The 13519-nt window shown below is 59.0% G+C and carries 10 protein-coding genes; 5 read left to right on the top strand and 5 right to left on the bottom strand.

Annotation, left to right across the window (positions count from 1 at the left end; all coding sequences use genetic code 11):
* The first annotated feature begins 241 nt into the window (after nt 1-241).
* Nucleotides 242-838, top strand: coding sequence for a GvpU-like protein (locus tag AC6H1L_RS12660; protein ID WP_497597853.1), 597 nt, complete (start codon nt 242-244; stop codon nt 836-838).
* A 163-nt stretch (nt 839-1001) separates the two neighbouring features.
* On the opposite strand, the gene AC6H1L_RS12665 is transcribed toward AC6H1L_RS12660, so the two are convergent.
* A complete protein-coding gene (locus tag AC6H1L_RS12665; protein WP_497597854.1) occupies nt 1002-2810 on the bottom strand; it encodes a WD40 repeat domain-containing serine/threonine protein kinase in 1809 nt (602 codons plus the stop codon).
* A gap of 277 nt (nt 2811-3087) precedes the next feature.
* Between AC6H1L_RS12665 and AC6H1L_RS12670 the strand changes: the two genes are divergently transcribed.
* Complete coding sequence (locus AC6H1L_RS12670) at nt 3088-3828, top strand: MBL fold metallo-hydrolase (protein WP_497597855.1); 741 nt, start codon at nt 3088-3090, stop codon at nt 3826-3828.
* A 33-nt stretch (nt 3829-3861) separates the two neighbouring features.
* Here the strand turns inward: AC6H1L_RS12670 and AC6H1L_RS12675 are convergent, their stop codons facing one another.
* On the bottom strand, nt 3862-7254 hold the full coding sequence (locus AC6H1L_RS12675) for a glycosyltransferase (protein ID WP_497597856.1): 3393 nt from the start codon (nt 7252-7254) through the stop codon (nt 3862-3864).
* Between the two features lie 35 nt (nt 7255-7289).
* Nucleotides 7290-8087, bottom strand: a complete 798-nt coding sequence (locus AC6H1L_RS12680) for a glycosyltransferase family 2 protein (protein WP_497597857.1) — start codon at nt 8085-8087, stop codon at nt 7290-7292.
* A gap of 368 nt (nt 8088-8455) precedes the next feature.
* On the opposite strand from AC6H1L_RS12680, the gene AC6H1L_RS12685 reads away from it, so the two are divergent.
* Both AC6H1L_RS12685 and AC6H1L_RS12690 read left to right on the top strand, forming a co-directional pair.
* Complete coding sequence (locus AC6H1L_RS12685) at nt 8456-9367, top strand: DUF488 domain-containing protein (RefSeq protein ID WP_497597858.1); 912 nt, start codon at nt 8456-8458, stop codon at nt 9365-9367.
* A gap of 25 nt (nt 9368-9392) precedes the next feature.
* Entirely contained in the window at nt 9393-10334 is a 942-nt protein-coding gene (locus AC6H1L_RS12690) for a DUF8757 domain-containing protein (protein ID WP_497597859.1), read from the top strand.
* Nucleotides 10335-10363: 29 nt separating this feature from the next.
* Here the strand turns inward: AC6H1L_RS12690 and AC6H1L_RS12695 are convergent, their stop codons facing one another.
* Together AC6H1L_RS12695 and tgt are read right to left on the bottom strand one after the other, a co-directional pair.
* The gene (locus AC6H1L_RS12695; protein WP_497597860.1) at nt 10364-11182 is read right to left on the bottom strand and encodes a lipoate--protein ligase family protein; all 819 of its coding nucleotides are present in this window, start codon (nt 11180-11182) and stop codon (nt 10364-10366) included.
* Nucleotides 11183-11216: 34 nt separating this feature from the next.
* Nucleotides 11217-12413, bottom strand: coding sequence for a tRNA guanosine(34) transglycosylase Tgt (gene tgt, locus AC6H1L_RS12700; RefSeq protein WP_497601547.1), 1197 nt, complete (start codon nt 12411-12413; stop codon nt 11217-11219).
* A gap of 649 nt (nt 12414-13062) precedes the next feature.
* On the opposite strand from tgt, the gene AC6H1L_RS12705 reads away from it, so the two are divergent.
* Nucleotides 13063-13368, top strand: a complete 306-nt coding sequence (locus AC6H1L_RS12705) for a zinc-ribbon domain containing protein (RefSeq protein ID WP_497597861.1) — start codon at nt 13063-13065, stop codon at nt 13366-13368.
* The last annotated feature ends 151 nt before the right edge of the window (nt 13369-13519 follow it).

The raw sequence follows: 13519 nt of genomic DNA on the forward strand, positions 1-13519 counted from the left end.
TAAGTAAACCATCCGGCGAGGCGGCAGCAGGGCAAAGGCGCAAGGCTCAGGTCAAGGCGCGGGAAACTCTTACCTGAGCAGGCTATAACCGGGCCAGGGCTTGCGCTGCTGCCTCGTTCTTTTCTTTGCTGCTTCCCCCCCTTTCTCTGTCGGTCCATTCTCTCGCTCCGTGATATCATAAGAAGAGCAGAGGAAGGCCTTGAACCTCGCATCATGGCTTACTGTGGAGGTTTCTGTTTCAATGAGTAACGAAGCTGGGCAGGAAGCGAGCAAGCAAGGACCGCAGCAACCGCAGCCAGCAGCTACCCACAGCAACAGCAGCGACAAAGTGAACGCTGCTTCCTCAGCGGCTTCTGCCGCGGAGAGAGAACTCAATGAGGCTCTAGAAAGCGGCTTCCGTCCCCTGACGCGTATGGAGCGTCGGCAGCTCTGGCTGAGAGAGTATGGCGAGCAGGATGTCGCGCTGCAGATGTGGATTCAGCTTGTAGAGCAGCATGATCTGGAGATAGAAATGATGCTCCAGATGCATGGTCTGCTCATTTTCGGAGTGATGGTAAGTACAGCGCACTATGCTCAGTTCTACATCGATCTCAACGAGGAGACGCATCGCGAGCATGATCCTGATACCGCTGATGCGCTGCGCAAGTACTATACGGCGCTCGTGCCGCCGCGTGACCAACCGGAATATGGGCCCGAGGGCTTACCGATTGTCTACCACTACATCCATATGCGCGATGTGACGATCCTCAGCGGCGGGCACAAGTTCAAGGTCCCCTACTGGCGAGGCAAGGCGTCGCGCGTCGATGCCTTTGTGGTGGGGGCAACGGTTGGGGATTAGCTCGCCTTGCGGCCTTGTATCAGCCTGCGCGAGCGCGACCTGTCGTCGTTGAGAGCCAGCGCGGTCCTTGCTCCTCTCCTGTGTGTACCTCATCTCTACCTTAGAAGCTTTGCCATGCGAGTCCCGCCGGGGCCGGGCTGATGGGAAACTGATCCCTCCACCCTTAGCTGATCTCCCAGATGTAGACGCTTCCATCCTTACCGCCGCAAGCAAGATAGCGCCCATCTGGAGACCAGGCGAGGGCGTAGATGATGCCCTGGCGACTGTTGTAGGTCAACCATTGCCGCCCATCGACGGCCTGCCAGCAATGCACAAGGCCATCGCGCCCTCCCGAGGCCAGGAGGAAGCCATCTGGACGCCAGCTAAGGGCATGGACCGGCCCCCGGTGCTGGCGGTAAGCGAGCTGTAACCGGCCACGCTGGCTCTCCCAGATCTCAACATGGCCGCCGGCTTTGGCCGCAGCGATGTAGCGTCCATCGCGTGACCAGGCAATGGCGTCGATGCGTCGTTGCTGACCCTGGCAGTTGACCTGTTGTCTAGAAAGAAGGAAGGAAGTCAAGAAGCTGCGCGCCTTGTTTGTCGGTCGCGGCCAGATGCGCAGCATACAGTCGCTGCCACCCGAGGCGAGGCGCTGACCAGTGGGAGACCAGGCCACGGCCTTGACGCTCTCTCGGTGGGCCCGATAGATGCTGCTCTCCCAGGGGCTGGCTACTGCCCAGACGTGGACGGTGCCATCCTCACTAGCTGAGGCCAGCCATTGGCCATCGGGAGACCAGGCCACGCTATAGACGTGGGAGGTATGGCCCTGGTAGCTTGTGAGTTCCTCGCCGGAGCTGAGGCTCCACAGACGGACCGTGCCATCGCGTCCCGCTGAGGCCAGGCGCTGACCGTCGGGGGACCAGGCCAGACCGTAGACAGGACCGCGATGCCCCTCGCAGCGCTGCTGCTGTCGTCCGCTGAGGGCCTCCCAGATCTGGACACTGCCGTCGGCTCCGCTGGAAGCCACAAGTCGCCCGTCGGGGGACCAGGCCAGGGCATAGATGCCGCTGTTCCGTCGATGGCCGTTATAGAGGCAGCGCGTGACGATCGGCCTCGGAGTTTGAAGGGCCGCCCTGCTGACCGCTGTAACGCTGCTCGCAGATGCGGAAGCTGCTGGCGCGGGCTGGCTTCTGGCACTCAGGCGCTCAGCTGCCAGGCTCTCAAGCTCCGCTTTGACCTCTTGAATACTGGCCGGGCGGCGGCTGGCCTCTGTCTGGACCATGCGCATCACCAGGGCCTCTAGTCGGCGATGATCAGCATCCTGCTGGGGGAAAGGGGCAAAGCTAAAGGGAGAAAATGAAGGGTCTTGGCCGGTGACCAGTTGATGGAGCGTGGCCCCAAGGGCGTAGATGTCAGTTTGCGGCGTCGACTGAGCGCGACCATACTGCTCCGGAGCGGCATAGCCGGCTGAGCCAAGGGCGGTCGTATCTTTGCTCTGGCCCGGCTTGAAGAGACGTGCAATGCCAAAGTCGATCAAGTACACATGCCCCTCGCTCGTTAGCATGATGTTCGCCGGCTTAAGATCGCGAAAGATAATAGGCGGTTGACGGCTGTGCAAATAGCCGAGGACATTGCAGAGCTGAATCCCCAGGCGGAGAACCTCATCGAGAGGCAGCCGCCCCTCGGGCATGTGGCTCAGGCGCGCCTCCAGGGTTTCCCCTTCGATAAAGTCCATGACCAGGTACCAGCGTCCCTTTTCGCTGAAGTGGTCGTAGATGCGCGGCAGATTTGGATGAAGCAATCCGGCCAGCAGGTGAGCCTCTTGCTGGAAAGCCGTCGCTGCCTCCTGCTGCTCCTTAGCACTTAAATACTGCTGGCTCATCTCCTTGATAGCCACAGTGCGATTAGCGAGAGCCAGGTCGATGGCGCGGTAAACAGCGCCAAAGCCTCCCTGCCCAACGGGGGCGATGATCTGGTAGCGTCCTCTCAGCACCGTCTGGGAGGGAAGCAGGCCGCTGCTCATCGGCAAGACCGGAGTCACAAGGGGCTGAGCTGGCCCTGCAACAGATGGTAGTGATGGCTGAGCGCCATTCTGCAGAGGGCGACCGCAGGCGAAACAGAAACGCGCCTGGGGACGATTAGCAGCTCCACATATGTCACAATAAAGAGGGGGAGAACCCTGCATTGTTGCTGGTCCTGCATGCTGCCGATGATTTACCTGCATGGTAGCATCTAGAACGTTCGTCTGTCAAGAAGAGGGAAGACAAACGATGAGCTATCTCATGCTGCTAGGCACGGGTACCTGTCAGATCGAACTAGAGCGCCGGGCTTCCAGCGTCCTCCTTCATCTCGCCGGTCTGCCCATCCTCTTCGATTGCGGGCGCGGCATCAGCCAGCGTCTTGTTGAGGTGGGCCTCAATCCCAACGCTCTAGAGCACATTGTCATCTCCCATTTCCATCCTGATCACGTCTCCGACCTCATTCCTCTCCTACATGCCGGGGCCTGGTCGCGGAGGCAGCCGCGCAAACAGGATCTCCACCTCTATGGGCCACCCGGGCTGCAGCGCCTGATCGATGGGCTGATGCGCCTATTCAGCCCTCACAGCTTTCGTCAGCCTCATTATCAGATCCAGGTGCACGAGATCACAGAAGAAACATGCCAGATTGGCCCCTACAGCTTTGACTTCATCGAGTTGCCGCCGGCTGGCAACCACGGGCTCCGCTTCACCTGGCACGGGCAGCGCTACGCCATCACGGGCGACTCCTCCTTTCACGAGCAAGAGCGTCTCTTCCTCGAAGGCGTCGACCTGGCAATCATCGACTCCGGCCACCTCAGTGACGATGAAATCGTGCAGTTGGCAGCCGCCACCGGGGTCAAAACGCTGGTCTGCTCGCATCTCTACCGCGAACTCGACGCGGCCCGCTTGCAGGAGCGGGCGCGCGCCGAGGGCTATCGCGGCAGCATCATTGTCGGACGTGATCTGATGACCTTTGCCTTGCCCGACGAATGAGGCAGGCCAGCCAGGAGGGAAGAAGGGAGACCCTCAGTCATTCGGGCAAAGGCGATGGGCGGTCAACAGCTCTGGCGGGATCGGACGCTCTGGCAAAGGGGGGCGCCCGCGATGGTAATAAAGATGCATCCCACTACGTGGGTCGATCAGCACCAGCCTGAAAGGGCGCAGCAAAGGACTGTCCGGCGGCAAGGCCCGCGCCACGCGATCACTGGACAGGCGTGGATTCAACACGATCCAGTCGACAGTTGCTCCTGGATTGCGCAGAGCCTGCTGCCAGAGCTGTCCCGATCCATCGTAGATGACATTGCGGAAGTTAATGCCGGCCTCCGACACATCGAAATTCGTGGGAGAGACATCCTCCAGAATCAAGCCACCATTGTAGTGTTTCGCCAGGTAGATGCTCACGGGGTGCGTCCCCGTGCAGGAATTGCCATAGAGACCGTCCTGCAAGGTCACAATCCCGGTAGCGGCAATAAAGCAGGCCTGACCGCAGATCGCCCCTGCACAGACAAGGCGCCCCAATAAGTGAAGGCGCCCGCGCAGCAGGCGCAACCCGCTGCTCATGAGCGTCGCCAGCAAGAGCGCCGCCGGCACCACGACCGCCGCCCCGTGGCGATCGTTGTACAAGCGGCCAGGATCATGCCCCGGCCCGATCTCGGGCAGCAGAATCAGCGCCTGACCGCTGTAGATTGAGAGCACGTAGAAGCCGAGAGGGGCCATAAAGGCAATCAAGGCCAGCGTCTCCGGCTTCAAGCGATGACGCAGCAAGAAAAAGATGAAAGACAACAGCGAGAGAAAGAGCAAAAAAGGTCCAAAGGTCTTGACCGAGAGCAGTAGATAGGTCAGCAGCGAGAGACTGACATTATGATAGGTATAGAAGCGACCGGCGCGGGCGAAACTGGAGAGCAGCATCTCAGATGAAAAGGGGCCGTGCAGGAAAAAGAGCGTGTCGCCGAAGATGATCCGATTCCAGGCCAGCCAGAGCGCGATCCCAAAGCCGCCCAAGAGAGCGAAGACCAGCGTATTGGCACAGACCTCCGCCAAGGAGCGCCGCTTGAGCAGACTGGTCAGGCTGACCAGCAGAAGCAGGCAAACGAAGAAAGACCAGCCCTCATAGCGGGAAAGCGTGGCCAGGAAAGTGCTGGCCGCCGCCAGGACCAGATAGCGCGGGCGGTTCTCCTGGGCCCAGCTCAAGAAGTAGTAGCCGGCGACCGTCATCATACAGATCAGCGTCAGCTCAGTGAGGGGCGTCGACTGCAAGTAAAGAATGTTCGGATTCAGCATGAAGACCAGCGAGCAGAGGAAAGCGGCCCAGCGGTCGCGTGTCAGGCGCAGGCCACCGCGATAGAGGTAGAGGGCCGCGATAATGTAGCAGGCCATAGAAACAAAACTGCCTGCCAGACCGGAATGCCAGAGGAAGTCATTCCAGACGAAGGGAAGCATCAGCACATGGGGCAGCGGTAGCCAGACGCCGCCGAGCTGGGCCAGACCGGGCGTGGCACTATCGAAGACGCTGCGCGCAATGCGCAGGTGAGCGTAGGCATCGCCGTAGAGCAGAATCTCCTGATGCAGGAAAAAGTAGATACAGGCCGAAATACTGCTCAGGCAAGCGCAGAGGAAAGTCACCAGTATGCCCAGATCGCGGGGCCGTGAGCGCCTGATACGGGGCAGAGGGCGAATGGTTGTCTCGGGCGTCAAGACCAGGCGCAGCGGTCGGAAAGGAGCGCGACCACTGAGGCGGATAGGTGTCAGGCCCACCTCGATCTCGCCTGGCCCACGCTGGGGGGTCAAAGGAACCGGCGTCGAACTGAGCTGACCAAGAGGCTTCTGCTGCTTGAGCAGGTGAAAGCCGTGGAGTGTCTTCTGCCAGTAATGGGGCCTGATCAGTAGCTCGACGAGGGCCAGATAGGCGGCCAGACTGTCGAGCAGCCAGCAACAGGGCATCAGCAGGGCCCAGGGAACCAGGGCATAGTAGCGGCGACGCAGCAGCGCCAGCAAATTGAGATAGAGATGAAAGAAATTGCCAAAGATCAGACAGAATGCGCCCAGGTAGAGAAGCGCGCCAGGAAAAAGCAAGTGATAAAAAGCCTGGTAGCGGCCAGCGGTGCAGACGTAGAAGAGGAAGAGCGCCCAGACCAGCGGATTCACGAGCAGGCTAGCGGCGCTGGCGCCGATCACCAGTTGCAGGCTGCAGAGTTCACGCAGGCGACGCTCACGCAAGTACACCAGGGGATGGCGCATATAGACCAGGTACGTCTGCATATAGCCTTTGATCCAGCGTGAGCGTTGGCGCAGCCAGTTACTGAGGCGCGAATTGGCCTCCTCATAGGTCGTGGAATCAAGAATCACGGTCTTAAAGCCGTGCTGGAAGAGGCGCAGGCCAAGATCGCAGTCCTCGGTCACATTGAAAGCATCCCAGCCGCCCACGGCGCGCAGCGCAGAGACGCGGAAGTGGTTCGAGGTGCCGCCGAGCGGCAGCGGGAGACCGAGCCGCTGCAAGCCCGGCAGCACCACATCGAACCAGAGGGAATACTCAGCGGTAAAGAGGCGAGTCAGGAGATTTTGAGTAGGATTATAGCAATTCAAACGCGCCTGCACGCAGGCGAGCGAGTGATCATGCTGAGCGAAAGTCAAAACTGCCTTTTTGAGCTGCAACGGATCAGGGATATCCTCGGCATCGTAGATCACCAGATAATCGCCGCGCGCGTGCAGGAGTCCATAGTTACAGGCGCGCGCCTTCGTTCGGGGATAGCCGCGGGGGACCACAAGTACTCGGAAGTGGGCCGGTAATGCCTGCTGCTTGAGAGCGGCGCGCGTCTCTAGATCATCTTCTTCTGTCAGCAGCAGGATCTCAAGACGGTCGCGAGGGTAGTCCAGGGCGCGCAAAGCGCTGACCATTTGTCCGACGACCGAGGCCTCACGGTACAGAGGGCAGAGAATGGTATAGTGAGGCCAGTCAGCGTTATTGAGGGCCCTGATCAGGTGCTCGTCGATCTTCTCGTCGCCGCTGCCATTAGCGGGGGTCAGCAGATGACTGCCTACAATAGCGAACTGGAGCAGCAGATGGGCGACATAGAGCAGGGTGATCAGGGTCGTGACCACGACGAGCACGGCTGGCCCTTTCCAGGCCAGGCTAGCAGCCCAGGCTAGCAGCAGGCTGCTGAGAATCACAAGCTGGGGGCGGCTGAAGGTATGGAGGGCCGCGCGCTCAGGCTGAAAAGGCGCAAAGACGGTCACCTCCTTGCCATGAATCAGAATCGGACGACTGGCCGCACGCTGATATTCCGCAAGCTCACGACTGCTGCTGCGCTCCGCTCCAGGGCTGACGTTGCCCTCTAGCCAGCGCCGATAGCGCGCTACGCGGTTGCGAAATTGTAGCTCGCTTAGTTGTGGGGATTCCTTTGTCAGAAGACCGGACGCCATCAATCCTCTCCTCCACACTCCTCCAGTGATACTGCTCAGATACATCCATGCTCTTCCTGATAGCAACGACCGCTGTAATTGCTCAACTCACAGAGTGCCTCCCAGAAGAGAGCAAGCTTGTGTCGGCGCGAGGCCTTTGGCGACTTGCCCGCTTGCTCTGGGCCAAGTGCGATCTCTGTGTAGACGTAGCCGGCGCGCACAAATTTATAGATCATTTCGGCGTTGATGAGTGGCCCGCACATCTCTAGGGTTTGTTGGCGGAAAAACTCGGCGCGATAGAGCTTAAAGGGACAATAGAGATCGCGCACGCGCAAACCCAGAGTAAAGCGCAGGAGCCAACTCCAGAGCAGCGCTGTCAGCCGTGGCCAGCCCTGGCGCTGGCGAAAGCCGAGTACTGCATCGTAGTCGCTCAGCAGCGAAAAGCTTCGCTTGAGGAGGTCCACATCGAAAGCCGGCTGGGCCTCTGTGATGAAGACAAACTCTTTGCTGACCTGACCCAGAGCGCTGGCCAGGGCTCGGCCATAGCTGCAGCTTGCTGGTTGGTGCACAACGATCAGGCGCGGTTCCTCCGCGGCAAGGCAGTCGAGCAGTATGCCCGTGCGATCGTGGCTCCCGCGATCGACAGCGAGAATCTCCAGGTCGTCGGCCCAGCTTTCCAGGCCACTCACCAGCGAGCGTACGACCCGCTCAATGCTCGCTTCGTCGTTCTGGGTTAAGAGCACGATCGAGAGGCTGCGTGGAATAGCGGTGGCTCCGGCCTGGCATGGAGCTTGTGCTCTAGCCGGCGCCTCCGTCTGCTTGTGATCACTTTGTGCCAGGGACGATATGCTCATGGCCCTAGATATCCTTTCTCTAGATATGTGTCTACAGGTGCTATTGCCGCCTTTCTTCACACTGTAGAGGAAAGCTTTCCTTGCCTTTCTTAAGCTATTATGTAGGTCAGGAACTTAATATGTATTTGCATGCAAAACGGGGCAGCTCGGGAATGGAGAGAGCGATAACCTTGTTTTTAGACAAAACACTTGCGCCATTATTTTGTATGAAGTAAAATCAATATAGTGAAGCATTATGGTGGCGGTAGAAGGACCAGCACCGGGCGGCTAGGATGGCGTAGGACTCCTGCGCTGAGGGTGTAGCTGGGCGGTCAGCTTTTCGTCCTAGTACTCTGGACAATGATTAGACGAGAGGAAGATACCGACCCATGACTATGCCCTATCGTCAGCGGCTCCTTCTGGCGCTGGCTGAACTGGCAGGAGAAGAGCTGGACGAGGAGACCGCGCGGCTGTTGGTCATGCTGATCTCTGCTCAGGCTCAGCGCGAGCAGAGACAGGCACCTTACGATTTCGTGACCTGGGGCAAGCAGTGGCGTAGCTTTGTGCTTGAGCATGATCTGCAGACGCTGCGTCTCCGCCGCTATCTCACCCCGCCGCCACAGGTGGCGCTGGCAGCGGCGGCGGGAGTTTCTTTTCTCTCCCAGCTCGGTCGAGAAGATCGCCGCCTGCTTTTGCAGGTATGGGAGGAAAGCCGGGGCCTCGCTGCTGATTGGCGCAAGGCTCTGCCTCTGCTGCGGCAACAGCTCGCCGCTCTCTCCCGACCCAGGGCAGAGGTCTATCGTGGACCGCGAGAAGCCGCCTGCCTTTTCACGCTAGGCTATGAAGGCTTAAGCCTGGATGCCTACCTGTCTTTGCTGCTCTCTCATGAGGTGCGTGTCCTGGTCGATGTGCGGCGCAATCCGTTGTCGCGCAAATTCGGCTTTGCCAGAGCACGCCTGGCCCAGGCTCTCTACGAGGTGGGGATCGCCTATCTCCATTTGCCGGCTCTGGGCGTGCCCTCCGAGCTGCGGCGGGGATTAGTGACCGAGGAGGCTTATCGGGCGCTCTTTGCACAGTATGTCGCTGACTTGCTTCCACGGGAGACCGAGAGTCTTGCGCGCCTGGCGAGGCTCATTGCTGAGCGCAAGCGGGTGGCACTTACCTGTTTTGAGGCTGATCCCTGCCACTGCCATCGTGCTGTCCTGGCTGCCTATTTGCAGCAGCAGGGCTATATCGATATGCCTATCGTGCATTTAGCTGGTAAGACAACTGGGCTCCAGCCGCGGCAACCATCAGGATAGCCACGGTCGGAAGCGACTATCCGAGATGGAAGAGCTGACGGCTGTTGCTGATTTGAGAGGGGAGGGGGTTAGTCCCTCTCTGAGAAAGGAGGCAATGATGTATCTGCCCGACGTTCTTCCCGATGCTCGTGTCTTGATCGCTGTGAAAGCCTACCCCCTCCCTTCTAATAAGTACGAAGAGCTAGTCTGCACTGCGGGAGTGCTTGAAAATGGAAAGTGGATACGGATTTATCCTATACCATTCCGTAGCCTCCCCTATGATCAGCAATATCGTAAATTTGAATGGATTCGCCTTAATCTCGTCAGGAACGTCAAAGATTTTCGCCCGGAAAGCTATCGGCCCCGTCTGAACCTTGAAGAACCCATCAGGCTCGATGGCCATATACCCGCTAGCTTGATGGGTTGGGAGGAGCGCAAGCGCTATGTGCTGCGAGAAGTCTTCGATTCGATGTCGGAAATTATAAGCCTGGCCAAAGGTCCGCAACTACGTTCGCTCGCTGTCCTCAAGCCCTGTGAAATCATCGATCTCGCAGTAGAGCCAACGAGCCGCCAGTGGAAGAAAAAATGGAACGATTTCTTTCTCCAATGCAATCTATTTGAGATAGACAGCAGTGGTGAGGCAAAGAAAAGAGTTCCCATTAAAAAGCTACCATACAAGTATTACTACATCTTTATGAGTCGTGGCGACACGAAGCCGCACAAACTCTTGATAGAAGACTGGGAGCTTGGCGCGCTATACTGGAACTGCCTGACCAACGCTCATGGCGATGAAGCCGAGGCCAATCGTCTTGTGCGTCACAAGTATCTAGACGAATTCTGCTCTAAGAGAGACATTTATCTTTTCTTAGGCACGACCAGACAATACCATAAGATAAGCCCTAATCCTTTCATCATTGTGGGCGTTTTCTATCCGCCGAAACCGGTTCAGGCTCAGAGGGCAGCCCCTCTTCAACTCAGCCTTTTCTAGGTGCGAGAGAGCGCGACCACGATGATTCCTCAGACCAAAGTCACGCGCTCTTTGCGCCATTCCAGCTTACTATATTTTTCCGCCACGAGCTGCTCAGCCAAGGCCAGTTCAGAGCGGCTCAGCTCTGCCGGCACAAACTCCTGTTCCAGCGCCTGACTGAAGCCGCGGCGGAACGCCTCTGCCACCTGTTCCCAGCTCACAGCAGGAGCAAAAGCATGGAGCGGCTGAGTCTTCTGGCGATAGACAGCCAGCGCCTCGGCTCGCGCTGCCTCATCGGGAAAGCGCAGCAGCGCATAGAACTCCTCTGCGCGATCGTCCAGAGGCAGCGACCCCTGCTGTAGTAAGGCATCCTCGCGCCAGACCTGCGCGCTGCCCACCAGCTTATAGCCACCGCTAGTCAGATCGGCCTGCGTCGACGAAGCGAAGCAAGCCGCCGAGGGATGCTTATGCACGCGACCATCGCTGATCTCCGCCTGTACTCCCAGCAGCGCCAGGGCCTCTAATAAACCGCGGGCTAAATAGGCATAGGCTGCCACCACACCCGTAGGTACCCCATAGCGCCGGCTAATCACAATACTATAAGTAAACTCATCGCGGTGATAGACAGCGCGACCGCCTGTTGGACGACGTACCAGAGCGACACCGCGCGCGCGGCAGACCTCGCTCAGGATCTCGCGCTCTACATTCTGAAAGCGGCCCAGCGAAATCGATGGTTGTGACCAGCGAAAAACGCGCAAAGTGGGCGGCACTTCTCCGCGCAGGTGGTGGATCAAGATCGCCTCATCAATGGCCATATTCAAGGCCGCATCGTGCACACCAGTATCAAGAAAGCGGAACAATTCGGCCATAAGCTGCTATCCTTCTCTCTGACTGAGCAGACCTTCAGGACGACAGAGCGCGGGCAGCCGCACGAGCCAACCACTTTGCCCGCTGCTCCTCGCGCGCTGTCTCTGAGGCCGGCACATAGCTAGCCAGGAACGCATCGCGGAAAGCCGGAAAGGTGCCTGCCAGAATCGCGGCCCGAGCCTCCGCGGCCAGGCGCAACATGAAACGCAAATTATGAATACTACCCAGACGATAGTAGAGCTGCTCCTCTGCCCGCGCCAGGTGATGCAGATAGGCGGCGCTATAGTTGCGACATGTATAGCAATCACAGCCTTCCTCAACAGGGCCACGCTCCGCGCGGAAGCGAGCGCGCTTGATATTGACCCGTCCGCGGCGAGTAAAGAGGCCACCGTGGCGCGCCACCCGCGTTGGCAGCACACAGTCGAACAGGTCCATGCCCAGATCGATCCCCATGATCAGGTCCTCGGGCGAGCCGACCCCCAATAAATGGCGCGGCTTCTCACGCGGCAAAGCGGGCGTTGTCACTCGCAGCAGCTCCCACATCAGCGCCTTTGGCTCGCCAACCGACAGACCGCCGATCGACAAGCCGAAGAAAGGCAGGGAGCCGATAAAGCGAGCGCTTTCCTGGCGCAGCTCAGGCTCAAAAGCGCCCTGCACGATGCCAAAGAGCGCCTGCGGGCGTTCCGGGCGATGCGGGTGCTTATAAAAAGCTTCCAGCGCGCGCATCGCCCAGCGATGAGTTCGCTCCATAGCGGTGCGTGCTTCCTGCGGGGAACAGGGATAACCGCTGCAAATATCCAGGGGCAGAACAAAATCGGCGCCCAGCTCAGCCTCAATCTGCAGACCGCGCTCAGGGGTCAACAGATGCAGCGAGCCATCGAGATGCGACTTAAAGGTCACGCCCTCCTCGGTTAGCGTGCGCAGATGACCCAGGCTAAAGACCTGGAAGCCGCCGCTATCGGTTAGTATCGGGCCGGGCCAGCGCATAAAGTGATGCAGGCCGCCAAAGCTATCGATCAGCTGCGAGCCGGGGCGCAGCATCAAATGGTAGGTATTGGCAAGAATAATCTGGGCGCCCGCCGCCTGCACCTCCTCGGGCGTCAGGCACTTCACCGTAGCCTGGGTGCCGACAGGCATAAACATCGGCGTCTGAATCGTCCCATGAGGAGTCTGCAAAGTACAGGCGCGGGCCCAGGTAGAGGCCGAGGGCACCGGAGGATTCTCAACCTCGATCGTAAAAGCAAACGGGCCGGAACGAGCCGCGAGTACGTCCACAGGCCACTCCCTTCGCAACAACAAGCTTGCCTGGTGAGAGGGGGCCAGCCCAGCTCAGCCCAGGCGAGTCGGCTGAGCCAGCGCCGTGCCATGCTGGACCACAGGGACCACAAGCCGGATGAGGTTGCAGAGGCTCTCAGCGCTCAATTTAAGAGGCGGCTCAGGCCAGCTCAGCGGAGCAAGATGGAAAAACAACGAACCTGAGACAGGCTCACATCGGCCTGCCGGGCACACCTCCTCTGTCGAGAAAGTATAGCGAATCGGTCGGGTTTGCGCAACGTCCCGCTCTGGCTCTGGCGGACAGGGTGCCTATCCGCTTGCTTAGGCCTATTTGATAAATGAAGAAACATTGTGAAACCAATGTAAGGCTGTCACCGCACGTGAAAAGCGCGTAAAAATATCAAAACGCTGACTGATTGGGACTGGAATCACTTGAAAAACAGCAAAAGTTGGTGTATGCTTTCAAGCGGTAATCCGAGACTGGTCTTGCGCACAGTGCCATCAGGCATGGGTCCCACGCTGCTCAGGGCGACGAACAGACTGGTGACAGAGGCCAGGAATGGACCTGAAGAAAGGATACCGACCATACCACTAAGGAGGTCCTTGGTTGAGCTTCGTCGACAAGACTCTCAAGTGCCGTGATTGCGGAAGTGAATTCGTCTTCACAGCAGGGGAACAAGAGTTTTTCCAGCAAAAGGGCCTGCTAAACCAGCCTGCGCGTTGCCCGGCCTGTCGGGCCTTGCGGCGTCAGGCAGCGGGAGGAGGCAGCCGGAGCGAGCGCGCGCCGCGTGAGATGCACACGGTGATCTGCGCCGAATGTGGGCAGGAAGCAAAAGTACCCTTCCTCCCTCGCAACGACCGGCCTGTCTACTGCAGCAGCTGCTATGATAAAGCGCGCATGGCGCGGCGCTAGCCGCTGAGTGCACCAGATACGGATGAGCCGCTGCTCACGCAGCCAGGCTGGCAATCTGCGTCTGGAACCACAAGGCGGTCGGCATCGCCAACAGGGTAGGGTTGCTTGATTCTGCCTGCCTGATTTGCCTTCCTCCACTGCGCGGCTCTGC

It is taken from the genome of Thermogemmatispora argillosa, assembly GCF_059696725.1.